21 protein-coding genes are annotated in these 22,714 nt (G+C 62.9%); 13 read left to right on the forward strand and 8 right to left on the reverse strand.

The window, feature by feature from the left end; translation table 11 throughout:
• The first annotated feature begins 81 nt into the window (after positions 1 to 81).
• The gene (locus ABEA23_RS12130) at positions 82 to 2,454 is read left to right on the forward strand and encodes a ComEC/Rec2 family competence protein (protein ID WP_345478266.1); all 2,373 of its coding nucleotides are present in this window, start codon (positions 82 to 84) and stop codon (positions 2,452 to 2,454) included.
• Here the strand turns inward: ABEA23_RS12130 and rpf are convergent.
• Positions 2,447 to 3,148, reverse strand: coding sequence for a resuscitation-promoting factor Rpf (rpf, locus tag ABEA23_RS12135; RefSeq protein WP_345478267.1), 702 nt, complete (start codon positions 3,146 to 3,148; stop codon positions 2,447 to 2,449). The genes ABEA23_RS12130 and rpf overlap by 8 nt on opposite strands.
• A 390-nt stretch (positions 3,149 to 3,538) precedes the next feature.
• Positions 3,539 to 4,843 carry an MFS transporter gene (locus tag ABEA23_RS12140; RefSeq protein ID WP_345478268.1) on the reverse strand — a complete coding sequence of 435 codons (1,305 nt, stop codon included), beginning with the start codon at positions 4,841 to 4,843 and terminating at the stop codon, positions 3,539 to 3,541.
• An 87-nt stretch (positions 4,844 to 4,930) separates the two neighbouring features.
• Here ABEA23_RS12140 and ABEA23_RS12145 point away from each other — a divergent pair, with 87 nt between their 5' ends.
• From ABEA23_RS12145 to ABEA23_RS12155, 3 genes are read left to right on the forward strand one after another with little or no spacing between them, the layout of a single operon-like run.
• Positions 4,931 to 5,800, forward strand: a complete 870-nt coding sequence (locus ABEA23_RS12145) for an EamA family transporter (protein ID WP_345478269.1) — start codon at positions 4,931 to 4,933, stop codon at positions 5,798 to 5,800.
• Positions 5,801 to 5,849: 49 nt separating this feature from the next.
• Positions 5,850 to 6,461: a hypothetical protein gene (locus ABEA23_RS12150; RefSeq protein ID WP_345478270.1), complete on the forward strand. Its 612-nt coding sequence runs from the start codon at positions 5,850 to 5,852 to the stop codon at positions 6,459 to 6,461.
• A 41-nt stretch (positions 6,462 to 6,502) separates the two neighbouring features.
• Positions 6,503 to 6,877, forward strand: a complete 375-nt coding sequence (locus ABEA23_RS12155; protein WP_345478271.1) for a hypothetical protein — start codon at positions 6,503 to 6,505, stop codon at positions 6,875 to 6,877.
• Here the strand turns inward: ABEA23_RS12155 and ABEA23_RS12160 are convergent.
• The gene (locus ABEA23_RS12160) at positions 6,862 to 7,764 is read right to left on the reverse strand and encodes an ATP-grasp domain-containing protein (RefSeq protein ID WP_345478272.1); all 903 of its coding nucleotides are present in this window, start codon (positions 7,762 to 7,764) and stop codon (positions 6,862 to 6,864) included. The two genes, ABEA23_RS12155 and ABEA23_RS12160, sit on opposite strands and share 16 nt — an antisense overlap.
• An 83-nt stretch (positions 7,765 to 7,847) precedes the next feature.
• Between ABEA23_RS12160 and ABEA23_RS12165 the strand changes: the two genes are divergently transcribed.
• Complete coding sequence (locus ABEA23_RS12165) at positions 7,848 to 9,377, forward strand: nitronate monooxygenase (protein WP_345478273.1); 1,530 nt, start codon at positions 7,848 to 7,850, stop codon at positions 9,375 to 9,377.
• Here the strand turns inward: ABEA23_RS12165 and ABEA23_RS12170 are convergent.
• Positions 9,357 to 12,845 carry a DNA polymerase III subunit alpha gene (locus ABEA23_RS12170; RefSeq protein WP_345478275.1) on the reverse strand — a complete coding sequence of 1,163 codons (3,489 nt, stop codon included), beginning with the start codon at positions 12,843 to 12,845 and terminating at the stop codon, positions 9,357 to 9,359. The genes ABEA23_RS12165 and ABEA23_RS12170 overlap by 21 nt on opposite strands.
• A 15-nt stretch (positions 12,846 to 12,860) precedes the next feature.
• A complete protein-coding gene (locus ABEA23_RS12175; protein ID WP_044492695.1) occupies positions 12,861 to 13,157 on the reverse strand; it encodes a DUF6504 family protein in 297 nt (98 codons plus the stop codon).
• 158 nt (positions 13,158 to 13,315) lie between these two features.
• Here ABEA23_RS12175 and ABEA23_RS12180 point away from each other — a divergent pair, with 158 nt between their 5' ends.
• Positions 13,316 to 14,026 carry a type 1 glutamine amidotransferase gene (locus ABEA23_RS12180; protein ID WP_345478276.1) on the forward strand — a complete coding sequence of 237 codons (711 nt, stop codon included), beginning with the start codon at positions 13,316 to 13,318 and terminating at the stop codon, positions 14,024 to 14,026.
• A gap of 21 nt (positions 14,027 to 14,047) precedes the next feature.
• On the opposite strand, the gene ABEA23_RS12185 is transcribed toward ABEA23_RS12180, so the two are convergent.
• Entirely contained in the window at positions 14,048 to 15,028 is a 981-nt protein-coding gene (locus ABEA23_RS12185; protein WP_345478277.1) for a GlxA family transcriptional regulator, read from the reverse strand.
• A 134-nt stretch (positions 15,029 to 15,162) separates the two neighbouring features.
• Here ABEA23_RS12185 and ABEA23_RS12190 point away from each other — a divergent pair, with 134 nt between their 5' ends.
• On the forward strand, positions 15,163 to 15,660 hold the full coding sequence (locus tag ABEA23_RS12190) for a DUF2269 family protein (RefSeq protein ID WP_345478278.1): 498 nt from the start codon (positions 15,163 to 15,165) through the stop codon (positions 15,658 to 15,660).
• Positions 15,657 to 15,923: a hypothetical protein gene (locus tag ABEA23_RS12195; RefSeq protein ID WP_345478279.1), complete on the forward strand. Its 267-nt coding sequence runs from the start codon at positions 15,657 to 15,659 to the stop codon at positions 15,921 to 15,923. The genes ABEA23_RS12190 and ABEA23_RS12195 overlap by 4 nt, the downstream gene beginning before the upstream one ends.
• Positions 15,924 to 15,931: 8 nt before the next feature.
• Here the strand turns inward: ABEA23_RS12195 and ABEA23_RS12200 are convergent, their stop codons facing one another.
• On the reverse strand, positions 15,932 to 16,672 hold the full coding sequence (locus tag ABEA23_RS12200) for an MBL fold metallo-hydrolase (protein ID WP_345478280.1): 741 nt from the start codon (positions 16,670 to 16,672) through the stop codon (positions 15,932 to 15,934).
• 176 nt (positions 16,673 to 16,848) lie between these two features.
• On the opposite strand from ABEA23_RS12200, the gene ABEA23_RS12205 reads away from it, so the two are divergent.
• The 5 genes from ABEA23_RS12205 to ABEA23_RS12225 are packed head-to-tail and all read left to right on the forward strand — an operon-like array spanning position 16,849 to position 21,544.
• Complete coding sequence (locus ABEA23_RS12205) at positions 16,849 to 17,997, forward strand: PP2C family protein-serine/threonine phosphatase (protein WP_345478281.1); 1,149 nt, start codon at positions 16,849 to 16,851, stop codon at positions 17,995 to 17,997.
• Entirely contained in the window at positions 17,994 to 19,982 is a 1,989-nt protein-coding gene (locus ABEA23_RS12210; RefSeq protein WP_345478282.1) for a glycosyltransferase family 2 protein, read from the forward strand. The genes ABEA23_RS12205 and ABEA23_RS12210 overlap by 4 nt, the downstream gene beginning before the upstream one ends.
• Positions 19,960 to 20,292 carry an STAS domain-containing protein gene (locus tag ABEA23_RS12215; protein WP_345478283.1) on the forward strand — a complete coding sequence of 111 codons (333 nt, stop codon included), beginning with the start codon at positions 19,960 to 19,962 and terminating at the stop codon, positions 20,290 to 20,292. The genes ABEA23_RS12210 and ABEA23_RS12215 overlap by 23 nt, the downstream gene beginning before the upstream one ends.
• Positions 20,285 to 20,725 (forward strand): ATP-binding protein, encoded by a 441-nt coding sequence (locus tag ABEA23_RS12220; protein ID WP_345478284.1) that lies wholly within the window; start codon positions 20,285 to 20,287, stop codon positions 20,723 to 20,725. The genes ABEA23_RS12215 and ABEA23_RS12220 overlap by 8 nt, the downstream gene beginning before the upstream one ends.
• Positions 20,726 to 20,737: 12 nt before the next feature.
• Entirely contained in the window at positions 20,738 to 21,544 is an 807-nt protein-coding gene (locus tag ABEA23_RS12225; RefSeq protein WP_345478285.1) for a DNA-formamidopyrimidine glycosylase family protein, read from the forward strand.
• On the opposite strand, the gene ABEA23_RS12230 is transcribed toward ABEA23_RS12225, so the two are convergent.
• Positions 21,520 to 22,650, reverse strand: coding sequence for an NAD(P)-binding domain-containing protein (locus ABEA23_RS12230; protein WP_345478286.1), 1,131 nt, complete (start codon positions 22,648 to 22,650; stop codon positions 21,520 to 21,522). The two genes, ABEA23_RS12225 and ABEA23_RS12230, sit on opposite strands and share 25 nt — an antisense overlap.
• Positions 22,651 to 22,714 lie beyond the last annotated feature (64 nt).

Genomic DNA, 22,714 nt, shown 5'->3' on the forward strand with positions numbered 1-22,714 from the left:
GGGGCAGGACTGACCAGTCGACGCTCTCCGCTGGATCTCCGGCTGCTGCCTGCGGCCCTATGCGTATGGTGCGCGGCTCTCGTGGCGGTCCATACACCCTGGAGAGCATCCCTGAGCGCTGCAGCTGGTCTTGGCCTGCTGGCTCTGCTGATACTGCTCTGTCTGCTCATTCCGCCACGGCGATCCAGCGCAGCTGAGCCCGGGCGCGTCCTAGAACTGAGCCGGATCATCGGCCTGCACCTTCTGCTGTGCATCGTGGCAGCTGCGGCTGTACTAGGTGTGGCAGGACAGGACCTTCGAAGCCAGGAGCTGAGTGGATGGACCGCAGCTGTGGACCAGGAGGCTCCGCTGCGGGTGACCCTCCGGGTCCTGGAGGATGCCGAAGTCCTTGCCACACCGGATCGATCCGGAGAGCCGCGGCTGCTGGTACGAGCCACGGTCACTCACGCCCAGACAACCCCCGGCGAGCACCAGGTGCCAGTGGGGGCCGCAGTGCTGCTTATGCATCCGCTCAGTGAAGGTGAGGATCCAGCTGATGTGGTCCGCGCCGGCCACCGCTACCAGGGTCTGGTCCGGACCTCCCAGCTGGAGCAGGGCGAAAGGGCCAGCGCCATGCTCTTTCCCTTTGGTGACCAGGCGCTGAGCATCCTGCCTGAAGACCAGTGGACCACGGTCACAGATGCCTTCTCCGCGCTGCGACAGGCGACTGCTGATGCTTCAGCTAGGGCGCTAGGGGACGCGCCGGCGCTGCTGCCGGGCATCATTCTGGGGGATCGCTCTGGACAGGACGCGGCGCTCACCGAAGCGATGCGGGTCTCTGGCCTCACCCATATGACAGTGGTGAGCGGAACTCATTGCACGCTGGTCATGGGTGCGCTGATGGGGTTGATGAGACTGCTGCGCATGCCACGCTGGAGCACCGTGGTGATCACGCTGCTGGGATTGCTGCTGTTCGTGATGCTGGTACAGCCTGCGCCCAGTGTGATTCGGGCGGCGCTCATGGGCTCCATTGGGGCACTGGCAGTCTTCGCCGGCCGGGGGAGAGCGTCCTCAGCTCTGCTATGTCTCTGTGTGCTGATTCTGCTGCTGTATGACCCTTGGTTCAGCACGGAGCCCGCTTTCCAGCTCTCCGTGGCTGCCACGGCAGGGATCGTTCTGATCGGGCACAGGCTCAAAGAGCTCTTTGAGCAGCGAATGCCCGCCCTGATCGCCGGTCCGCTGGCCTTGGCCTGTTCAGCGCAGCTGCTGGTGACCCCCGTGCTGCTGCCATTGGCCGCCGGAGTGACGACCTACAGTGTGCCGGCAAATATTCTGGCCGGCCCGCTGCTGCCGCTGGTGACTGTCCCCGGGACGCTGGCAGCGGTGCTCTCTACTACCCTGCCGGGAGTGAGTCAGGTGCTGCTCTGGGCAGCCGGTGTTCCAGCAGCCGGTATTGGGCTCATCGGGCGTGGCGCCAGCAGCCTGCCGCAGGCACTGGCGCCGTGGCCTGCTGGTTGGCTCGGGGCGGTGTTAGTTCTGCTCTACGTGGCTGCAGCACTGATTCTGTGCCGGCTGCTGATTGCCTTGCAGCGTCCTGGTCGCGCTGAAATGGGGGTGTTGGTCAGCGCAGCAGCGTCAGTGTTGGCGCTGATTGTTCCGCTGACCGGGCTGGGGGAGCAGAAGCTGCCGGGGGACTGGCGCTTCGCGCTGTGCGATGTGGGCCAGGGGGACATGCTGGTCATCCGGACTGGGGCGCAGGCTGGGATTGTTGTAGATACCGGGGAGGAGCCCGCAGCGGCCGAGGAATGCCTGAACCATCTGGAGATTGAGCAGGTGGAAGTACTGATGATCACCCACGAACATCGTGATCACTACGGCGGAATGCCCGGGGTGAAGCAAGCCGCAGATATCCACCGTCTGCTGTACTCCGCCAGCGCCGGTTGGCAGCTTGCTGAGGCCCCGGAGGCAGAGTCAGTTCAGGTCTCAGCTGAGCGAGCCCACCCGGGGGACAGCGGTATCCATGAAGGAGCTTTTCCGGTGACTTGGACGGTGTGGGCAGCGGCGGATTATCACCGCAATCCCAACGACAATTCATTGGCTGTGCTCTTTGAGATACACGAGTACTCAGCAGGCGCAGACGGACCCGCGAACGATCCGCTGCGCCTGCTGAGTACCGGAGACCTCGAACAGGAGGTCACTGATCTTCTGCTGGCTCGAGAGGCTCTGCCTCAGCATGTTGATGTGCTGAAGGTACCTCACCACGGTGCAGCTAATGGCGGCACCGAGATTCTGGAGTTCACCAGACCTTCTGTCGCGCTGATCGGTGTGGGTGAGGACAATAGCTACGGCCATCCTGCACCAGAGATCACCGGGATGCTCCAGAGGCTGGAGTCAGCCGTCTACCGCACCGATCAGCACGGCACTGTGGTCTTCAGCTATGCCCAGGGCCAGCTTGAGACCTCAGGAATCAGATAACGGGCAGCTTCAGCTCGTCACCGACGTAGATGAGGTTGGGATCCTCTACCAGGTCCTGGTTGGCACCCCACAGATCGGTCCACTCGACACCCAGCTCAGCGGCGATAGAGCTCAGTGAATCACCGGACTGAACGGTGTAAGTCTCCTCGGAGACCTCCACCGAGGTGTTCGGCTCGGCACTGTAAGCCGGTGCCAGGTTGCGGGGCTGCTCAGTCTGGGGCTGCGGTGCAGGCGCCGACTGCTGCGGAGCCGGAGCAGGTGCGGACTGCTGGGGGGCAGGTGCAGCCTGGGGAGCCGGCTGCGGGGCCGGAGCTGCAGGCGCCGGAGCGGACTGCTGCTGGTTCTGAGCAGGAGCGGCGCTAGGAGTACCGGAGAGGCCCAGGCGAGCCGAGCATGCGGGCCATGCGCCCCAGCCCTGAATAGCCTGCAGCTTTGCTGCGCGGTTGATCTGCTCTTCCTTGGAAGCCTGGTGCGGCAAGCCGCTGCCGCCTACAGCCTCCCAGGACTGCTTAGAGAACTGCAGACCGCCGTAGTAGCCGTTGCCAGTGTTGATGGACCAGTTGCCGCCGGACTCGCACTCAGCAAGGCGGTCCCAGTCGCTGGCGGCGCTAGCTGCAGGAGCCTGCGCCACAACAGCGGCACCGGCCAGGGTGGCAGCAGCCATAGAGCCGCCGAGGATCTTCTTGAAAGCCATGGAAGTCTTCATTGTTCTGCGTATGCGAAGTTCCCTAGCGCTTGGGGACCCTCCCGGGTCCTGCGCCGCCGCCCTGCACTCCTTTCCTCACTTGGTCACGGTTACGTGTCACTCCAGCTGGCGGATGGACGGCGTCGGGATTGCCAGCCGAAGCACTCCTGAGATGTTCGCCCGCACTGGTGCGGACCGATGCGATGGGCCGGGGAAGAGGGAGCCCAAGAGTCACATCCACATCACAGAAGATGTCCGCCATCAAGTAAAAGGTCTCAAAAGTATTGCGTCAACTAAGCGGGAGAGCCCCTAGAATGCCCAAGAACCGCAGAATTCCGCGGATACCGGCCCGTTATCGTCCTGTGATCTTTCTTTCTGTGAGTTTCTTGTGAATCGGGCTCAGGGTGTGGGATTACGGGAGTCGTACCGCAGAAATCCGGGGAATCTGCGGGCCAGGACAAACACTGTGAGGATGCACAGGATTCCTCCGGCCACGGCCGTGAGGGACTCGCCAACAACGGTAGCAACGCTTCCGGAGACGAGTTCCCCCAAGCGCGGGCCACCGGCCACCACCACGATGAAGACGCCCTGCAGGCGGCCCCTTAAGTGATCAGGTGTAGCTGACTGGAGGATGGTCTGCCGGAAGATCATGGCCACCGCATCACTGACGCCGGCCAGCAGCAAAAGCAGCGCAGCCGGCCACACCCACCACGTCAACGACCCATCAGGGGGCACAGGTTCGCCGGAGGCGAGCCACACCACCGCACCGAAGCCGGCAATGCACCCGCCCCATGCGGCCACAGCCCAGGTCACAGCAGCACCGTGGCGATGTATCCGCATCAACGGTCCCGAGAACACGCCGGTGAGGAATGAACCTGCTGCCAATGCTCCGAGGAAGATGCCGACTGTCAGCTCGCCGCCGCCGACCAGCAGCGCGCCGATGGCCGGCAGGAGGGCGCGCGGCATTGCAAGGATCATCGCGGCGAAGTCCATGAGGAACGTCATGCGCACGTTCTTGCGGGTCCTCAAAAACACCAGTCCCTCCACCACGGAGCGAACTCCCACTCGGCGCGGCTGGGGGTCAGCGCCGTCGGTCTCATCTTTCTGCGGTGGGAGTGGGGGCAGTCTGAACAGTGCCCACAGTGCAGCAAGATAAGCGACGACGTCGATCGAATACGTCCAGGCGTAGCCCACAGTGGCCACCAGCACGCCTGCCAGCAGGGGGCCGCCCATCATTGCGAAGTTGAATGTCATCATATTCAGCGCATTCGCAGCTGGCAGCAACTTGTGCCCCACCAGGGCCGGGATGATGGCGCTGCGAGTGGGCTGGTTGACTCCCTGCGCAGCCGAGTGGAGAGCCACCAGTCCATAGAGCAGCCAAACGTTCTCCACGCCCATCCATGCATGGGCGGTGATTCCGCAGATGGATAGCCAGAGGAAGAACCCAGAGACCAGGGCAACCTTCCGCCGGTCATAGACATCAGCCACCGCGCCCCCGTAGAGCCCGGCCACCACCAGCGGCACCAGGGCGAAAAGCCCCACCAAGCCCACGTACAAGCTGGACTGGGTAAGCGCGTAGACCTCAAGGCTCACCGCCACCAGGGTCAACTGGGCGCCGACGGCGGCCAGGGCATTGCCCAGCCACAGTCGGCGGTAGGCCTGGGACACCCGCAGCGGAGTCAGGTCGGCGAAGAAGCGAGACACTTGGTGATTGTATGCATCCGGGTAGCAGGTCGTTGGCCTTCGAAGCAGTTCTTGGGCCACTGGCCGGTCCCGGTGCAGAATCAGCTCATGTCCCCTGAGCCACAGCCGCCTTCGGGCCCGCCGAAACCTGGCACCACCGGAGGATTTGCCATGATGGCCACTTCGGCACTGAGTACCCAGTTCGGTGCCGCGGTGGGTTCCCTGGCCTTCAGCACTATGGGTCCGGTAGCCGTGGTTGCTGCGCGACAGTTAGTAGCCGCCGTCGTGCTCTCTGCCCTCGCCCGGCCGCGTTTTTGGCGCTATACCCGCAGCCAGTGGGGGCCACTGGTGCTGTTGGCGCTCTTCTTCGCAGGGATGAACACCACACTGTATGCGGCGGTGGATCGTGTGGGATTAGGTACCGCGGTCACCTTGGAGTTCCTGGGGCCGCTGGGAGTGGCTCTGGCTGCGTCTCGCCGACTGCGCGACGGGCTGTGCGCGGCGCTTGCACTCGGCGGCGTCGTTCTGTTGGCGCGTCCTGGTCCATCAAGTGACCTGCTGGGCTTGGGTTTCGGGCTGCTGGCAGGGCTGTGCTGGGCCGGGTATATCCTGACCAATCGAACCGTGGGACGCCGGGTAGCCGGCATTCAGGGCGCGGCAGTCTCCACGGCGCTCTCAGCCTGCGTGATGGTGCCGTTGGGGGTGGTCATCGTTCTTCACGTACAACCACCTTGGGAGGCCTATGTCTTCGCCGTTGTCTCAGGGCTGCTGTCTTCTGCGGTCCCATATGCCCTTGACCTGATGGTGCTGCGACGAATCCCTCCGCTGATCTTCGGGCTCGGGATGTCCCTTCATCCGTTCTTTGCTGCGCTGGTGGGGGCGGCTTTTCTGGGACAGGTGCTGCCGGTACTTGGCTGGGTGGGGATCGGGCTGGTGATCAGCGCCAATGCACTGACCCTGCGAGGTGCGCCTCGGTGATCAACCTTCAGGGGTTGATTAGCGGGTATCAACCTTGTAGGGTTGATTTATGTTCGTGGTGACAGCTGATCAGCATCGCAGCCGGGAAACCGGCGATAGGGTGCGCCGCCTGCTCGAGGATCTCAGCCCCTGGGCGGACGAGCGGGCAGAGCACATCCTGCTGCCGCTGGAACGCACCGTAGGAGATGAAGTCCAGATAGTGCTCAGCGACGCCGAGACGGCGCTGGATTTCACGCTGCAGCTGGTACGTGCAGGCGACTGGGCTATCGGTGTGGGTGCTGGCCCGGCAGACCTTCCGTTGGGCAGCAGTCCGCGGCAAAGCTCGGGAGAGGTGTTCATCCACGCCCGCAACGCGGTGGAGCGGGCCCGCGGCAAAGCAGAGCCGGTGCCGGTGGTGGTGGAGGGAGCCAATAACGACGCCGCAGGTCAAGCTACTGCGGTGCTGCAGCTGCTGGCAGCGGTGGTGCGGCGTCGTTCTGCCGAAGGGTGGGCCGTAGCTGACCGTCAGGCACAAGGAATGAACCAGGCCCGGATAGCCGCTGACCTGGGCATCTCGCCGCAGGCAGTGAGCAAACGGGCCCGAACCGCCATGGTGGAGGAGGAGCGCAGGGCGCGTCCTGTGGTGGCCGCCCTGATCAGCACCGCTGAAGGGCACCTATAGAACCGGCGAGGATGTCAGGCCCGCTGCCGATACTTGAGGAGATGGCTGTATTGATCACCGTGTTGATTGTGACCAGCGCCCTGCTGCTCTCCATGGGCGCAGGGCTCTTTGTGGTGGCCGGAATCCTGCGCTGGGTGGAACCAGAAGGCTCCGCTCCAGGTGTACTGCGTGGCGGCACCTGGATCGGTGTCCTGGAGCGGCTGGCCATCACCGGCACAGTGCTGGCCGGATACCCAGAAGCCATCGCGGTAGTGCTGGCGGTGAAAGGGCTCGGACGCTACCCGGAACTGCGCTCAGCAAAGTCTGAACACCGCGCCAAGGCCACTGAGCGTTTCATCATTGGCACTCTGGCCAGCTACATCTGGGCCGGACTGCTGGGAATCCTGGGCAGCTTGGCTATTCAGGCCTGGGCCTGAACGGGCAGCCGAGCGGCGATTGCTGCCGCGAGCACATCGGCGGCCTCCGGCGCTCGCTGCAGATTCAGCGCAGGCTCGAACAGCTCTGCCTCCAGCAGCACTGTTCCCCACTGCGCAGTGGTCACAATATCGATGCGTCCGTAGAGCGGCATACCGGTTCCGGTGACCTCCTGCACAGCTGAAAGCACGGCAGCTCCGAAGGCTTGCTCCTCCTCACTGGCGGACACCAGCTGCGGGCGCTCCTGATAGTTCCCGCCGAGCAGACCGCCGCCGCGTTCCAGCAATGCGCCTTTGGCGATGGTGTGGGTGTGCTCCCCGCCAATAAAATACAGTGCCCGTTCATCCCCGGCGGTGAGTTCTGGAACTTCTGGCTGAATCAGCAGGGTCCGGCCCGAATTGATAATCCGGGCACCAAGCGCAAAGGCCTCAGCGGAGTCGGCCCGCAGCAGTTCCGTGTTCAGCGAGCCGGCAGAAACACTGGGCTTCAGCACCGTCCACTGCTGGCCATAACTGGCCAGCGCCTGTTCAAGCTCTGCAGCATCCTGCACCCAGGTAGTGGGCACGATGCTGATGCCCTTGTGCTGCAGCTGCTGCAGATACACCTTGTCCAGATTCCACTCGATCAGCTCCGGTGAGTTCAGCACCGGAAGCTGCGCACCGGTGGTCTGCAGCCAGGCACGGAACTCGGCTTCACGTTCGGTGTAGTCCCAGGGGCTGCGAATCACCAGCAGATCAAACCGCTCAGCGTCCTGAGCCTGCCACTGATGCCACACCACCGGCTCTGCCGCAATGCCCAGCCGTTCCAGGGCCGCGATCAACGGCCCGGTGTCCTGGTCTCCTGCAGGAACCCAATAAGTATCTGTGACAACTACTCCAACGCGTGCCATCCTCGGCCCCTGCTTTCTGCTGGTCAGGCGTATTACCGCCGATAGCCTAAACCCTTCGCGACTGCTTACGTAGACTCAAGCGGGTGAGCGAATCAAAGATCATCCGTGTGGCAGCCCTGGTCCTCAGCGATAGCGAAGGTCGAGTCCTGACCGTCCGCAAGCAGGGCACCAGCCGGTTCATGCAGCCGGGCGGCAAGCCTGAGCCGGGGGAGAACCCGGCGGAAACTGCGCTGCGCGAAGTCCGCGAGGAGGTGGGCCTTCAGCTGCAGCCTGAGCAACTGATCCCCATGGGCGAGTTCTCCGCCCCGGCAGCTAACGAACCCGATCACACTGTGGTCTGCCACAACTTCCGGGTGACTTTCGACGCCGTGGCTGATGATCTTCTGGACCAGCTGAGACCTGCCGCAGAAATCGCAGAGATCCGCTGGATCCCGCTGGAACAGTTGAAGCCTGCCGAGGACGTGGCGCCGCTGCTGAGCGAACAGGTGGCTCCATGGCTGCGCGCTGAACGGAGCCGCGCTGCGCGCCAGCAGCTTCTGGAGCAGCTCGGCGCACAGCTGCCGGTGGTGGCAGCCCCTATGGCAGGCGGCCCCAGCACCCCGGAGCTGGTGATCGCCGCTGCCCAGGCTGGGGCTCTGGGGTTCTTGGCCGCCGGTTACCGCAGCCCGGAGCAGCTGGCGCAGCAGATCCAGGCAGTCCGGCAGCAGACTTCGCTTTTTGGTGTTAATCTCTTCGCTCCTCACCCGGTGCCGGTGGACCGGGAGAAGTTCACCAGCTACGCGGAGCAGCTGACCGACTGGGCGCAGCGCTATGAATCGCTGAGCGGTACTGACGAAGATGATCAGGTGAAGCTGCCTGAACCCCGGGAAGACGATGACGCGTGGGCCGCTAAAGTGCAGCTGCTGGTAGAGAACCCTCCACCGGTGGTCAGCTTCACCTTCGGACTGGCACCTGCGCAGGATATCCGCGGGCTGCAGCAGGCCGGTGCGCTGACTGTGCAGACCGTCACTTCGGTGGACGAAGCACTGGCGGCTACAGAGGCTGGAGTGGATGGTCTCATTGTGCAGTCCCACGAAGCCGGAGGTCATTCTGGGACGTGGTCACCACAGGAATGGTCACCGCAGGATTGGCCAGCGCGGATACCTCCAGCGCAGCCGGGCTTGCTTCAGCTTCTCTCTCAGGTACGTGCCGCCACCGATCTTCCACTGTGGGGCGCCGGTGGAATCGGCACTGCCGAGCAGGTGAAAGACCTGCTTCACACGGGAGCCGAGGCCGCGGTGGTGGGCACAGTGCTGCTGCGCAGCGATGAAAGCGGCACCCAGCCAGCACATCAGCAGGCCCTGACCCAGCTGCACCGGGAAACCGTGGTGACCACAGCCTTCTCCGGACGACCGGCACGTGCACTGGTCAATGACTTCACTGAACGCTTCACGGCCTCCGCACCGCTGGGGTTCCCGGCGGTGCACTATCTGACCTCACCGCTGCGTCAGGCTGCCGCCGCTGCGGGTGACCCTGAGGGCCTGAACCTCTGGGCGGGCACCGGCTGGCGGCACGCCCGCCCGGGCCCTGCTGCAGAGATCCTGCGGGATCTTTCAGACCAGCTGAGTCTCTGATTCCTGGAACAGATCCACCTGATGAGTCTGCTGCCACTGGGCCCACAGCTGTTTCAGGTCCCAAGCTCCGTCGGCCAGGATAGAGACTCCACGGTCCCCGGTACGTCGGGTTTTCCCGCGGATGACCATCAGCTTAGTGCCGAAGAGCAGCGGTCCAGCCTGCTGCTGAGCTTCCTCAAAGAACGCTGTATCAGCGCAGCCAGTGCCGTCGTCGAGACTGATGAACACGGTACGTTTGCCTGAGCGCATCGGCGGGGTCTGAGTGGCTACCCGAATGCCGGCCACCAGTACCTGGGAATGGTTGCGCAGATCCAGCAGCTGGGATGCTGGAGTCACTCCCAGCTCGTCCAGCAGCGGCTGATAGGTCTGCATGACATGCCCGCTGACCTCGCTGGAGAGCACATCCAGCTCAGCGCTGATGCGCTCCTCGGCTGAGGGCTCTGGTTCCTTGGTGCTGAACAAGGCATGCTCAGCAAAAAGCGCAGGCTGAGATTCCGCGCTGTCCACCGGCCCATCGACTCGCGCCGACCGGGGTTTCTTCGGAGCTGCAGTGAGCTGGCGAACATAGGCGATGAGCCCACCACGGGAGGTGCGCTGCTCATGATCTGCTGCCAGAGAATCCAGGGCACCGATACTGGCCAGGCGCACCATCAATGGCCGGGAAGGGGCCGCCCGGCGCCAGAAATCAGCAATGGAATGATACGGCTGGCCCTGCACAATGCGCTCACATTCAGCCTCGGTGATACCTCGAATATCACGCAGCGAGAGCCGGATGCCTTTCTCCTCAGCGTTGACGCGCTCCACCCGGTACTGCGCACTGGAGACATTGACGTCCACGGGCAGCAGCGGGATGCCGATGCGCCGGGCTTCAGCCATCAGCAGCCGGCGCGGATACATTCCGGGGTCATGCTCAAAGATCCCGGCCAGGAACTCCACCGGGTAATGGGCCTTCAGCCATGCCGACTGATAGGTGGGTAACGCAAAAGCGGCACCGTGGGCCTTGCAGAAGCCGAAGCTGCCGAACCCTTTCAGGGCCTCCCAGATACGGTCGATCTCTGCGGAGCTGAAGCGTGGGACTCCGGCGTCCTTATTCTCTGCCGCCCGGCGCCGGAACTGTTCTTCGATCTGTTCGGCGTCCTTCTCCAGGCGACGGCGCAACTCATCTGCTTCCGCCAGCGAGATCCCCATGACATCGCTGAGGATCCGCAGCACATGTTCGTGATAGATCACCACCCCATAGGAGTCCTGCAGGAAAGGCGCAAACCGGGGATGCAGATAGCGGATGTCCTCAAAGCCGTGCTTGCGCTCCACAAAGGGGGTTACCATATTGCCCTTCATCGGTCCGGGTCTGAAGAGTGAGATATCCGCGATGAGATCTGAATAGGCATCTGGCTGCAGCTTCCCAACCAGCTCCCGCTGACCGGGGGATTCAATCTGGAACATCCCCAGAGTGTGGGTGGTGCGGATGGCAGCGAAGGTGGTCTCATCATCTTTAGGCAAGGCATCAAGGTCCACCTCACCTTCGGCAGAGATATAAGGGGCATCAGACGGCAGGCCGCCCTCTTCCGCAGCCTGAGCACCGTTGACCCGCTGGATCTCCTTGACCGCATAGGCCATGGTGGACTGCATCCGGACTCCCAGCACATCCAGCTTCAGCAGACCCATATCGTCAATATCGTCTTTATCGAACTGCGACATCGGCAACCCGATCCCCGAAGGCTGTGTGGGAGTCAGAGAGAGCAGATCGGCATCCCCGAGGATCACCCCGCAGGGGTGCATGGAGATATGCCGGGGAAGCCGGTCCAGCCGTTCGGTCAGATCTACCAGCAGATCGACTTCCGGCTCGGCGCGCACCAGCTCAGCCACTTCCCGCAGTTCCGGCTTGGAAGAGAGCACCTGCCGAAACTCCCTAGCGTTGAAGCGCCACAGATTCTGCGCGATCTGATCGATCCGCTCCTCGGTCAGGCCCAGGGCGAGCCCGGCATCACGAGCCGCACCCCGAGCCCGGTACCGGTTCTGCATGGACAACAGGGTCACCCGGTGGTGGCCGTAGCGTTCAAAGATCGCCTCGTAGACCTCATGGCGACGGGCCGATTCGATGTCCACATCAATATCAGGAAGGGCGCTGCGCTTCTTGCCCAGGAAGCGCTCAAAGAGCAGGCCGTGTTCCATGGGGTCCACGGTGGAGATCTGCAGCAGATAATTGACCAGGCTTCCGGCGCCTGAGCCACGGGCCTGCACACGGATGCGCCGCTGCCGGATCATATCCACCACATCTGCCACGGTCAGGAAATACGTACTGAATCCGAACTGGCGGATAGTGCCCAGCTCATCGGAGAGCCGCTGTTCCAGCTCGCTGAGCTCCTGACCCGAGGCATGGGGGTAGCGCTGATCCAGCGCAGTCTGGCAGCGCTGGGTGAGGATCTCATCAGGGGCCAGCCCAGTACCGTTGTGCAGTCCGAGCACATCCAGCTCTGGGACTTTCGGCTGCCGCCAGCGCAGATCAGTCTGCGGATCCAGCCGGCACCGCTGTGCTAACCGCTGGGTCTGATCCAGCAGATCATGAGCAGCAGTCGGACGCAGCCCGGCAGCCTCCACGATCTGCTGAGCCAGGCGGTGCATCAGCTCAGCGGGCTTCAGCCAGGCCTGCGCATTGGGCTGGGCAGCGAACTTCCCCAGCGGTAACAGATGAGCAGCCGCATCGAGCACATCACCGGTGGCAGCCTCGTCCTGAGTTTTATAGCGCACTGCATTGCTGAGCACGGCAGGGACTTCCGCTGCTACTGCCAACTGCAGCATCTGGGCGGCATGACGCAGACTGCCAGGCAGTCCCGGTTTGGTGTGGTGGCAGACAATATCGACCACGACGCCGCCGGGCAGCCGCTGGCACCAGTCCTGAAGCAGTCCCAGCGCCTGCTCGCGCTGCCCGGACAGCACCGCCCGGCCCACATCAGAGTGCGCTCCCAACAGCACTGTGGCAGTGGGGGCGCCGTCGTCGTCCTGGATGAACGCCGCCGGTTGGCTCCGCGTGATCCACGCCGGTCGGTGTGCAGTCCCATGCGGGATCCGTCTGGCCCCGCGCTTGGGCGCATGGGCTGAGGAGATCAGCCGCACCAGCCCTGCCCAGCCAGCACCATGATTGTGGCCATGAGCCAGCACGGTGATCTCGGCCGGCGCAGTATTTTTTGCCGGCGCAGTGATTTTTGCAGGCGCAGTGGCTTCCGCTGCCGCAGTGATCTGCGAAGACCGGCGGTCTTTGAGCTGCAGGTTTACGCCCACCACCGGATCAAGCCCATGGGCGATGCAAGCGCGTATATGGCGCACCGCACCGTAGAGCCCGTCGCGATCAGTAATGGCAGCGATCTGGGCGCCGTCGGCGGCAGCAGCCTCCACCAGTGCCTCCGGGCTGCTGGTGCCATGATGGGCGGAGAAGGCGCTGGCCACGGTCAGGTGAGTGAAATCAGTCACAGGAACTCGCTCGCTTTAGTCATAGATTCCGGTTACTGGCCACTGCTGACCAGGCATCACCGCCAGGTCAAAAATGAGGATCTGACCATCTTCCGCGGTGGCCTGGACCTGCCACATCTGCTGCTCTTGCATGTCAGCCTTGCCCGCTGGCATCCGGCTCAGCGACTCCCACCAGGGGGTACGGTCAATCCACGGAATAGGCCGATCGGTGACAATAAACCGGCGGTGACCCCATACCAGCCGTGCCGGGGCACCTTCAGGTGTGGTCCACACCGTGGCTGAATCAGGCAGCACCGCTGCTTCAGCGCTCATCGCAGAACTCCTATCGGCGGAACTCTCATTACAGAACACTCCTGCAGAACACTCCCGCTATTCGAACATATCTTCGATTATCGAGTGTAGGGGTGTTTCCTGACAAGAGTTCCGGCAGCAGCTCTGGAGCCCCTCTTGGCCCGCGTAAACTCGGATCAATGGTGAGAATTCTGGTCATTCAGCATGAGGACAGCGTGGGCATCGATAAATTCGGGCGCTGGCTGGAAGAGGCCGGGGCGGAGCTGGTGATGCTGCGTCCTGACCGTGGTGATGCCATTCCGGAGAATCTGGCCGGATACCAGGGGATGGTGGTGCTCGGCGGCACTGCTGGCCCTGAGGATGATGAGCAGTGGGAGTGGCTTCCGGCTGTACGTGCCCTGCAGCGCACTGCCGCTGCTGAGGAATCCCCGGCCTTTAATATCTGCTTGGGCGCCCAGCTCTCAGCAGTAGCCCATGACACCGAAGTCTTCCGCCGCAGCATTCCGCAGATCGGGGTGATGGAGCTTATCCGGCGCCCCGAAGCTGCTGATGACCCGGTGTTCTCCGTGCTGCCCCAGCGCCCTAAAGCTGTGCTGTGGCATCAGGAGCAGATCGCGGCAGTCCCGGAAGGGGCGGTGCATCTGGTGGAAGGCACCGATGCGCCGGTGCAGGCTTTCCGAGTGGGCAGCTCGTTCTGGTCGGTGCAGTTTCACCCCGAGCCCGATGCCCATACAGTGCAGCGCTGGGCCGAGGGCACTGCTGAGCTGGTGAAGAAGGCCGGCAGAACCCCAGCGGATGTGGTCAGGGAATACGAGGCCGAGGCCTCCGGGATTGAAGCGACCTTCCGCCCACTGGCGGCAGCTTTTGTGAACTACGCTTCCAGTCGCTAGGTCCGGCTCCCGGCGCTGGTCTCAGCCCTGCCCGGCAGGCTGGCGGTGCCGCTGAGCGGTGCGTTCGCCGCGGAAGGTTCGGCGGTATTCGCTGGGGGAGACCCCGAGGGTGCGCTGGAAGAGGGCGCGGAAGTTGCTCGGGCTTGGGAACCCGGTCTGCCGGGCAATGCGCTCGACGCCGTAGTCAGTGGTCTCCAGCAGCTCCTGGGCGTGGCGAATCCGCACACCGCTCAGCCAGGTCATCGGTGACTGCCCGGTTTCCGTGTGGAAGCGCCGGTTCAGAGTGCGCACGCTCATATGCGCAGCCTCTGCCAACTGCTCCAAGGTGATGGGCCGGTGGGCGTTGTGCTCAATCCAATGCAGCACAGGCTCCAGGCTGGCGGTCTGCAGGGTGGGCTGATTGCGCAGAATGAACTGCGCCTGCCCGCCCCCGCGGTGCAGCGGCGCCACCGCAAGGCGTGAAGCATCAGCGGCGACGGCGGCTCCATGGTCCTGCTGGATCATATAGAGGCATAGGTCCAGTCCCGCTGACGCACCGGCGGAGGTGAGGATTGCCCCGGAATCCACGTAGAGCACATCAGGGTCTAAATCCACGGCGGGGAACTTCTGTCGAAAGGCCTGAGCAGCCCGCCAATGGGTGGTGGCGCGTCGCCCATCCAGCAGCCCGGCTTCGGCCAGACTGAAGGCGCCCACGCAGATCGAGGCGATCCGGGTCCCGGCGGCTGCCACGTCCTGCAGTGCCTCCAGAGTGATAGCAGAGGTGGGGATCAACGGATTGTTTCGGCCTGGAACGATGACGGTATCGGCCAGTTGGAGGGCCTCTACTCCGTGGTGGGTGCGCATAGTGAAGGCACCCGCACTGACCTCGTCGTCTTCCCCGCAGACCAGGACTCGGTAGGCGGTGCGGCCATCGGGAAGCCTGGCCTGGCTGAAAGTCTCCACCGCGGTGGCCAGATCGAAGCCGATGGTGTCTTCAAGTGCCAGGACGGCAACAGTGTGCATAGTTGCACATTACTCAGTGATGTCGGGGCCGAACAGGGGTATAAGCCGAAGCAGGACCCGGTGGCCGGATTCAGGCGGGACATGGCAACCAGGTCACTAGCTGAATCTTCTACACGACGTAGAAGATAGGGTGCGTGAGCAATTTCCTTCTCTCCGTCCACGTGCTGGGCGCTATTCTCGCCATCGGGCCGGTGGCCGTGGCCGCCAGTATGTTCCCTCCCGCTGCCCGCCGGGCGCTGAGCGATCCCGCAGATGCCCGCGCTGCTGCCGCTGTGCGGATCCTGCATCGCATCACCGCTGTCTACGCAGTGATCGGCGTCCTGGTGCCGGTTTTTGGTGTGGCCACAGCTCTTTCCATGGGGATTCTGACCCAGCCGTGGCTGCTGGTGTCGATGAGTCTGACCGGGCTGGCCGCCGTCGTGCTCATCACCCAGGTGATCCCCACCCAGAAACGTGTGCTGGCCGGGCTTGAACAGCACACCCCGGCAGCCAAGGACGACGACGCCGCCGCAGTGATGCCGGATCTGTCCATCGCCCGGCGGCTGGGGATGACTACCGGCATATTCAACCTGCTGTGGGCAGTTGTTGTGGTGATGATGATCTACCGCCCCGGACAGGATGGGTACGTATGAGTCCGCTGAGCATTCTGAAATGGCTGGGTGTGGTCGAGATGGTCACCCTGGCGCTGATGCTGCTGAACCTGGCCACTGTGCACCAACCAGGGATCAGCTCAGTGCTGGGACCACTGCACGGGCTGGCCTATACCTGCACGGTGATCACCGCAGTGTTATGCGCGTCCGGGCAGCACAGGGTGTGGGGCTTAAGCCTGCTGCCGGGAATCGGAGGATGGCTGGCCTACCGTGCGGCGGCCCGAGTACCGGTGCCAGGACAGTAAAGTGCAATTCAGTGGGCGCCCACGTGCAGGGCTTGCTGAACCGCAGCGTCTGCTCCACCGCTGAAGGGCTCACCGTGGCCGGGAAGCACCATGGTGGCACCAGTAGCAGCAACGGCCTGCAGTGACTGGAGCGCCTGTGCGGTGTCCTTGGTCGCAGCACTGGCTACAATCTGGGGACCTCGGTTGCCGGTATAGGGATCCAGCGTCACCAGTGCGTCGCCGCTGATCACCGCATCGCGGTCAGGGAAGTGCAGAATGCAGTGTCCGTCCGTATGTCCGGGAGTGTGGAACGCCACGGGCAGACCGGGTAGATCTAATGCCGTGACGTCCAATGCGGTGGTCTGCTCTACACCCTTGATGCGCAGCGCGCCAGCGGTGACCATGCGCCCCAGCACCGGCAAGGACTTTGGGTGCGTGAAGGGGTAGAGGAGACGGTTGCGCTCGGTGGCGTAGCGGTAGGGGTGAGCTGCCAGCGGCATGTCCTTGGCATGAACCCATACCGGGATGCCAAGTTCATGCTGAGCACCCCGGGCGAAGCCCACATGGTCGAAGTGGCCGTGGGTCAGCGCGATGCCACGGATCTCATCCGGGCGCCGTCCTCGGTAGTCCAGGGCCTCAAGAACCTCATGCCACATCTTCGGCAGCCCGGCGTCCACCAGCAGGACGCCGTCGTCGTCCTCCACCACGTAGCAGTTCACATGGGCTCGGGTGATCAGATGGATACCGGGTGCTACGTCATGGGTGATCATGCTGGGCCTCGCGGATTCGTCTCGGCAGCACTGCTCTTAGACCTCGTAGCACCATCCTGGGGGCGATGAATCCCCAGGTCAAGGGCTTTCTCCTGAATTTGCTGCCTTCCTGGCCGGTTGCGGGTTCGCGGGATATGGTTGGCCAAAGTACCGCATGAGGGTCAAGGAGCAAGAACGTGATTTCTGAGCAGCAGCGGCAGCAGGCCCTTGACGCGATGGAAATACTGGACACGCCCCCGGATGAACGTGTGGACAGAATCACCAGGCTGGCTCAGGAGCTCTTCGACGTACCGATGGTGAGTGTGACACTTCTGGACAGGGACCGGCAGTGGCGCAAGTCAGAGATCGGGCTCGGGGGTCCAGAGGCCCCTCGTGATGACGCCTTCTGTGACGTCACCATCCGGCAAAGCGGGACTCTGGTGATCGAAGATGCCGCACAGGACCCCATCTTCGCGAAGAACCCTTTTGTTGTAGGTGACCCGAATCTGCGGTTCTATGCCGGCCATCCGCTTCAGGCTCCGGGTGGTGAGCAAGTGGGTACGCTCTGCGTCCTGGACACCAGGCCGCGCTCGATGGATGCTAGGCGTCGGGAACTGCTCAAAGACCTCGCGCTTTGGGTTCAGGTTGAGCTTGCCCGCCAGCAGGAGATCGACCATGCGGCTCTAGTGCAACGAGCACTGACGCCACGAACCGTGCCGGACATTACCGGTTACACCATCGCCACCGGAACTCAACCGGCAGGCGATATCTCGGGTGACTTCTACGATCTCTACCGCACAGACGATGGACTACGATTCACTCTGGCCGATGTGATGGGCAAAGGGGTTGGCGCAGGAATCATCGCCTCCGGTGTTCGCGGGGCATTACGGACTCAAGCAGATCGGGAACTGGTTTCGGCTCTGAGCCGGGTCGACGATCTTCTCAGCGAGGGCCTCACGGATATGAACATCTTCGTGACAGCATTTCACGCTGAACTCTCCTGCCAGAGCGGTGAGCTGAAATTTGTTGACGCCGGGCACAACCTGGGGTTCATCATCCGAAGCGGGGGAGAGCTCGAGCGTCTGGATTCTTCAAGTCTTCCCATGGGTATGGGCCTGGATGCTGATTATGTCGCCGCTGCCACGGTCCTGGCTCCCGGTGACATGCTCCTGTGCTGCAGCGACGGCGTGCTGGATGTACTGGCCTCCGGCGACCTCTTCACTGAGATTGCGAAGCTGCTCGCCGAGCTGAGCCCAGCCGAAGTAGTCCAAGAAGTGCTGACACGCGCTGTGAGAATGCATGCACCGGATGACGCCACCATCATCATCATCAGGAGGGACGCATGAGCCGCCGACTCATCCTGATCCGAGTACTTGCTGTTCTGGCAGTCATTCTTGGCCTCAATTATGTCGTCTGGCGCTGGTTGGAATCGGTGAACTGGGAAGCCTGGTGGATAGCGGTACCACTGGTGCTCGCCGAAACCTACAGCTTGATTGACACCATTTTCTTCGCAACCACCATGTGGCGGGCCCGCGAGCGGCAGGGGCCGCAGTCACCGCCCAGTGGGTCTGTTGACGTCTTCATCACCACATACAACGAGCCTGTTGAGTTGGTCCGCAAAACAGCGCAGGCCGCCAAAGCGATCACGTATCCCCACGAAACGTGGATTCTCGACGACGGCGACCGGGCTGAGATGCGCGCGGCAGCACGGGAACTCGGCATCGGATACATCACCAGATCTGAGGACTGGACTGGCAAACCTCGCCATGCCAAGGCCGGCAACCTCAACAATGCACTCTTCAGCACCGACGGCGAGTTCATGCTCATCCTGGATGCTGACCAGGTCCCGGATCCCCTGATTCTTCACCGGACGCTGGGTTATTTCGCCGATGACCCTGACGTGGCCCTGGTGCAGACACCGCAGTGGTTCATCAACGTGGATGAGGCTGATCCACTAGGCAGCCAGGCTCCGCTGTTCTACGGCCCTATTCAGCAGGGCAAGGACGGCTGGAACGCGGCGTTCTTCTGCGGCTCCAACGCTGTTCTGCGGCGTGAGGCGCTGATGCGGCTTGGCATTGTGGGATACGTCAGGAATCTTGAACAGTCTGTAGCTCGCACGTTGAGGGCTGCAGAATCCCTGCTTGCGCGTGAAGCCAAGCGGCATCGAGGCGCCCCAGAGCTCAGCCAGGAGCTCAAACAGCTGGGGGGCGAGGTTGTGCGGGCACGCCAGGACATCTCGCGCGGTGAGCCGATCGCGGAGGTCGTCTACCGGGTCCATGCCGAAGCAGAAGCAGCCTCACACCGACTCACAAGCGCGGACATCTCCTCTATCCGGGAAGATCTCGCGTTCCTGGAGAGCATCCCAGTTCAGCGCGACACTGAGCTCAACGCATTAGTGATTGATGAGAATGCTCTGGATCACCTGAGCAAAGCTGAGCATTCACCGCTTCAGGCCGTTGAGTCGGTGACCGCACTGCTGGATCAGCTGCGCGTTGACAGAGCAGACGAGGCCCAGCCCATCCAGCCGATGGCCACGATCTCGGTGACCGAAGATATGGCTACGGCCATGCAGCTGCATTCTCTGGGGTGGCGCAGTGTCTACCACCACGAAGTGCTGGCGCACGGGCTGGCCCCCGAAGACCTCGCCACCATGCTGAAGCAGCGGCTGCGCTGGGCACAAGGCACGCTGCAAGTGATGTTCAGGGACAACCCACTGGTCAAGCGGGGGCTGACTCTGGGTCAGAAGCTGATGTACTTCTCCACGATGTGGACCTATCTCTCCGGATATGCCGCGGTAGTCTATCTCGCAGCGCCGATCATCTATCTGCTCATGGGTGTCATGCCCGTCACCGCCTGGAGCGTTGACTTCTTCGCACGGTTCTTGCCGTACTTCTTCATCAACCAGCTGCTCTTCCTGGTAGTGGCACGTGGAATCAGGACCTGGCGTGGACAGCAATATTCGCTGGCGCTTTTCCCAGTCTGGATCCGAGCGTGCTCCACCACTGTCGCCAACGTTTTCCTCAAACGTCCCCTGGGCTTCGTGGTGACTCGCAAGGATGGGCGGGAAGGCGGGATTCCCTGGCGGGAAATCTGGCCTCAGCTAACGGCTATGGTGCTGCTGGTCATCGCACTGGTCGTCGGCGTCATCAGAGTCGGTATGGGCACCGCGGACGGTACTGGCACCCTGGTGAACACCATTTGGATAGCTTATGACCTCGCCGCGCTGAGCATCATTATTCAAGCAATCAGGTACCGCGGGCCCGCAGCTGAGGCAGAGGCGCTCGCGGCAGGACAACAACAGGAGAAGCATGGAGATCACCGTCAGGAATGAACAGGGATATTCGGTCATCGCCCCGCAGGGACGATTTACAGCCGTGGGAGCTCCTAGAGTCAAACGCCAGGTGAGCGACCTGCTCGAGTCTGGCCAGAACAGGATCGTTGTCGATCTCTCTGGGGTCGATTTCATTGATTCATCCGGGCTGGGCGCACTCATCGGAGGGCTCAAGGCAGCACGCGTAGCCGGAGGGGACCTGCGGGTTGCTGCGTCCAGCGAAGCTGTTGGTTCGGTGCTGCGCCTGACGAACCTTGATCGGGTGTTGCGGAATCATTCGTCGGTGGAGTCGGCCTTCGCCGGTGACTGAGAATCCACCGGCAGCTGAGCCGCACAGATCTACCTTCAACGGAGCAGCTGATCTGCATCTTGTGGATCAGACTCTGGATGAAGTGGCTCGACTGTGCGCTCAAGTGGGAGATGTTGAGGATGAGGAACGGCTCCAGTTCTCCCTTGGGGTGTCTGAGGTGCTGACCAATATGGTCAAACACGGGATCCCCGGCGGTGGCCGTGACTCTATGACGCTGTGGGTGGAGCTGGTGGTTGACCGCCATCGGCTTTTTGCTCAGTTGCGCGATGACGCCGAACCTCTCACAGGCCCGCACATCCTGGACCAGGCAGCTCTGCCGGGCGAGCTGGCTGAGTCAGGCCGCGGTTTAGCGATCGCCTCCATGGTTCTTCACGGGGTGCAGCATCATGTGCAGGACGGCAACGTATGGACGCTCTGGCGGGAGCGGACATGACCGGGAACTGGTATGCCTGAGGGAGATACCGTCTACCACCAGGCCTCCGCGCTGCGCGCAGTGCTGGCTGGCAAATTCCTCGAGTCCACGCAGTTCCGCGTCCCGCAGTATGCCACTGCGGACCTCAGTGGTGAGCTGGTGGAAGAGGTGCTCTCCCGTGGCAAGCACCTGTTGATCCGGGCAGGGGAGACCACCATCCAGTCCCACCTGAAGATGGAAGGCATCTGGCATGTGTATCCGCGCAACGGCGCGCGCTGGAAGCGTCCTGGGCACACTGCCCGCTGTGTGCTGAACACCGCTGAGCATCAAGCGGTCGGGTTTTCGCTCGGCGAGCTGCACCTGATGCCTCGCACGTCAGAAGACAGCTTCTTTGCTGACCTTGGACCTGACCTGCTGGGTCCGGACTGGGATCAGGATGAGGCACGACGGCGGCTGCAGGCTCAGCCCGAACGTTCCCTCGGTGTGGCCCTACTGGACCAGCGGAATCTGGCCGGCATCGGAAACGTCTTCCGCAGTGAGATCTGTTTCCTGAGCCGGCTGCGCCCAGAAACCCCGGTGGGCGAGGTGGCCGATCTCGACTCGGTTCTTGAGATGTCCTACCGGCTGCTGCAGGTCAATAAGAACCGCAGCCGACGTGCCACCACCGGATCAGCATCCACGGCGATATCGCTGTGGACCTACGGGCGAGCCGGAAAGTTATGCCTGCGTTGCCAGACGCCGATCATCCGGTACTACCTGGGTGAAGAGCAGCTGCGACAGGCAGCCATAGAGGACCGCAGTGTCTATGTCTGCCCTTACTGCCAGCCCGCCAGGGTGTGAGTGAGCACGCGCACTGCTTCCCGGCCGGCCCGGTTGGCCCCCACGGTGGACTGCGAGGGCCCGAAACCGATCAGATGCACCCGCGGTTCGGCCACCACCTGGGTGCCGCGCACCTGAACACCACCGCGGGAGTTCACCAGCTGCAGCGGCGCTAAGTGCTTCAGAGCCGGGCGGAATCCGGTGGCCCAGAGGATCACATCGACTGAGGTGAAGGAACCATCAGCTTCGCGGACACCATAGGGCTCAATGCGGGTGAACATGGGGCGTCGGTCAAGGGCCCCGCGGGCGTGGGCGGCCCTGGCTCCAGGGGTCCAGATTAGGCCCGTATAGGAGACGATGCTCCCGGGAGGATTTCCGGCCTCGGCATTGGCCGTGACCCTCTCGATAGTGCGTCGGCCTTCGATCTCGGGACGGAAATCAGCATCGTTGAAGACCGGTTCCCGACGCGTGTACCAGAACGTCTTGGCATGCAGCGAGATCTCCTCAAGATGCTGCACCGCGGAGATACCACCTCCCACCACAGCAACCCTCTTGCCGCTGAAGTCTTCGGCCCGGTTATAGTCCCGGGTGTGCAACTGTGTGCCGGTGAAGGACTCCTGGCCCGGATAGGAAGGCAGCAACGGATTATTCCAGGTACCGGTGGCATTGATGACGGCACGGGCGTGCCAGCTGCCCTGGTCGGTCACTACCAGCAGTTCACCGGCAGGGTCGTCGTCGGCCCTAGAGACAGAGCTCACCCGGACCGGACGCCGAATAGGCAGCTTCATGCGTGCCTCAAAAGCCGCGAAATAGCCGGGAACGGCGGTCCGGCTGGGCTCCTGCGGATCAAGCGGAGGCTTGGGCATACCAGGGAGGTCGAAGATCCCATTGACGGTGTCCATGCGCAGTGACTTCCAGCGGTGCTGCCAGGCCCCGCCCGGGGCAGCATCAGCATCGAGCATGACAAATGTCCGCTGTTCTGCACGGTCCTGAGGTGCAGGGTGATCAGTTTCCGCGTGCTGAGTTGCCGGGCGAAACCCGCTGCGCTGCAGGTGATATCCGGCAGATAGCCCAGCCTGGCCGGCTCCGATGACGACGACGCCTACACGGTGTGCCTGCTTATTCACCTGCCTCAGTCTGCCATGACAGGAGTACAGTTTTGTTTGACTGCGGCACTACCGCAGGACGAGG

The organism is Nesterenkonia rhizosphaerae, assembly GCF_039544555.1.
Lineage (GTDB): Bacteria > Actinomycetota > Actinomycetes > Actinomycetales > Micrococcaceae > Nesterenkonia > Nesterenkonia rhizosphaerae.

Excerpts from the sequence above, each read along its gene's own strand:
- ABEA23_RS12150 (WP_345478270.1), top strand. The coding sequence starts at position 5,850 with ATGTTCGTGGTGACAGCTGATCAGCATCGCAGCCGGGAAACCGGCGAT.
- ABEA23_RS12185 (WP_345478277.1), bottom strand. The coding sequence starts at position 15,028 with ATGCACACTGTTGCCGTCCTGGCACTTGAAGACACCATCGGCTTCGAT.
- ABEA23_RS12210 (WP_345478282.1), top strand. The coding sequence starts at position 17,994 with ATGAGCCGCCGACTCATCCTGATCCGAGTACTTGCTGTTCTGGCAGTC.
- ABEA23_RS12160 (WP_345478272.1), bottom strand. The coding sequence starts at position 7,764 with ATGGCACGCGTTGGAGTAGTTGTCACAGATACTTATTGGGTTCCTGCA.
- ABEA23_RS12195 (WP_345478279.1), top strand. The coding sequence starts at position 15,657 with ATGAGTCCGCTGAGCATTCTGAAATGGCTGGGTGTGGTCGAGATGGTC.
- ABEA23_RS12145 (WP_345478269.1), top strand. The coding sequence starts at position 4,931 with ATGTCCCCTGAGCCACAGCCGCCTTCGGGCCCGCCGAAACCTGGCACC.
- ABEA23_RS12215 (WP_345478283.1), top strand. The coding sequence starts at position 19,960 with ATGGAGATCACCGTCAGGAATGAACAGGGATATTCGGTCATCGCCCCG.
- rpf (WP_345478267.1), bottom strand. The coding sequence starts at position 3,148 with ATGGCTTTCAAGAAGATCCTCGGCGGCTCTATGGCTGCTGCCACCCTG.
- ABEA23_RS12225 (WP_345478285.1), top strand. The coding sequence starts at position 20,738 with ATGCCTGAGGGAGATACCGTCTACCACCAGGCCTCCGCGCTGCGCGCA.
- ABEA23_RS12175 (WP_044492695.1), bottom strand. The coding sequence starts at position 13,157 with ATGAGCGCTGAAGCAGCGGTGCTGCCTGATTCAGCCACGGTGTGGACC.
- ABEA23_RS12180 (WP_345478276.1), top strand. The coding sequence starts at position 13,316 with ATGGTGAGAATTCTGGTCATTCAGCATGAGGACAGCGTGGGCATCGAT.
- ABEA23_RS12200 (WP_345478280.1), bottom strand. The coding sequence starts at position 16,672 with ATGATCACCCATGACGTAGCACCCGGTATCCATCTGATCACCCGAGCC.
- ABEA23_RS12155 (WP_345478271.1), top strand. The coding sequence starts at position 6,503 with ATGGCTGTATTGATCACCGTGTTGATTGTGACCAGCGCCCTGCTGCTC.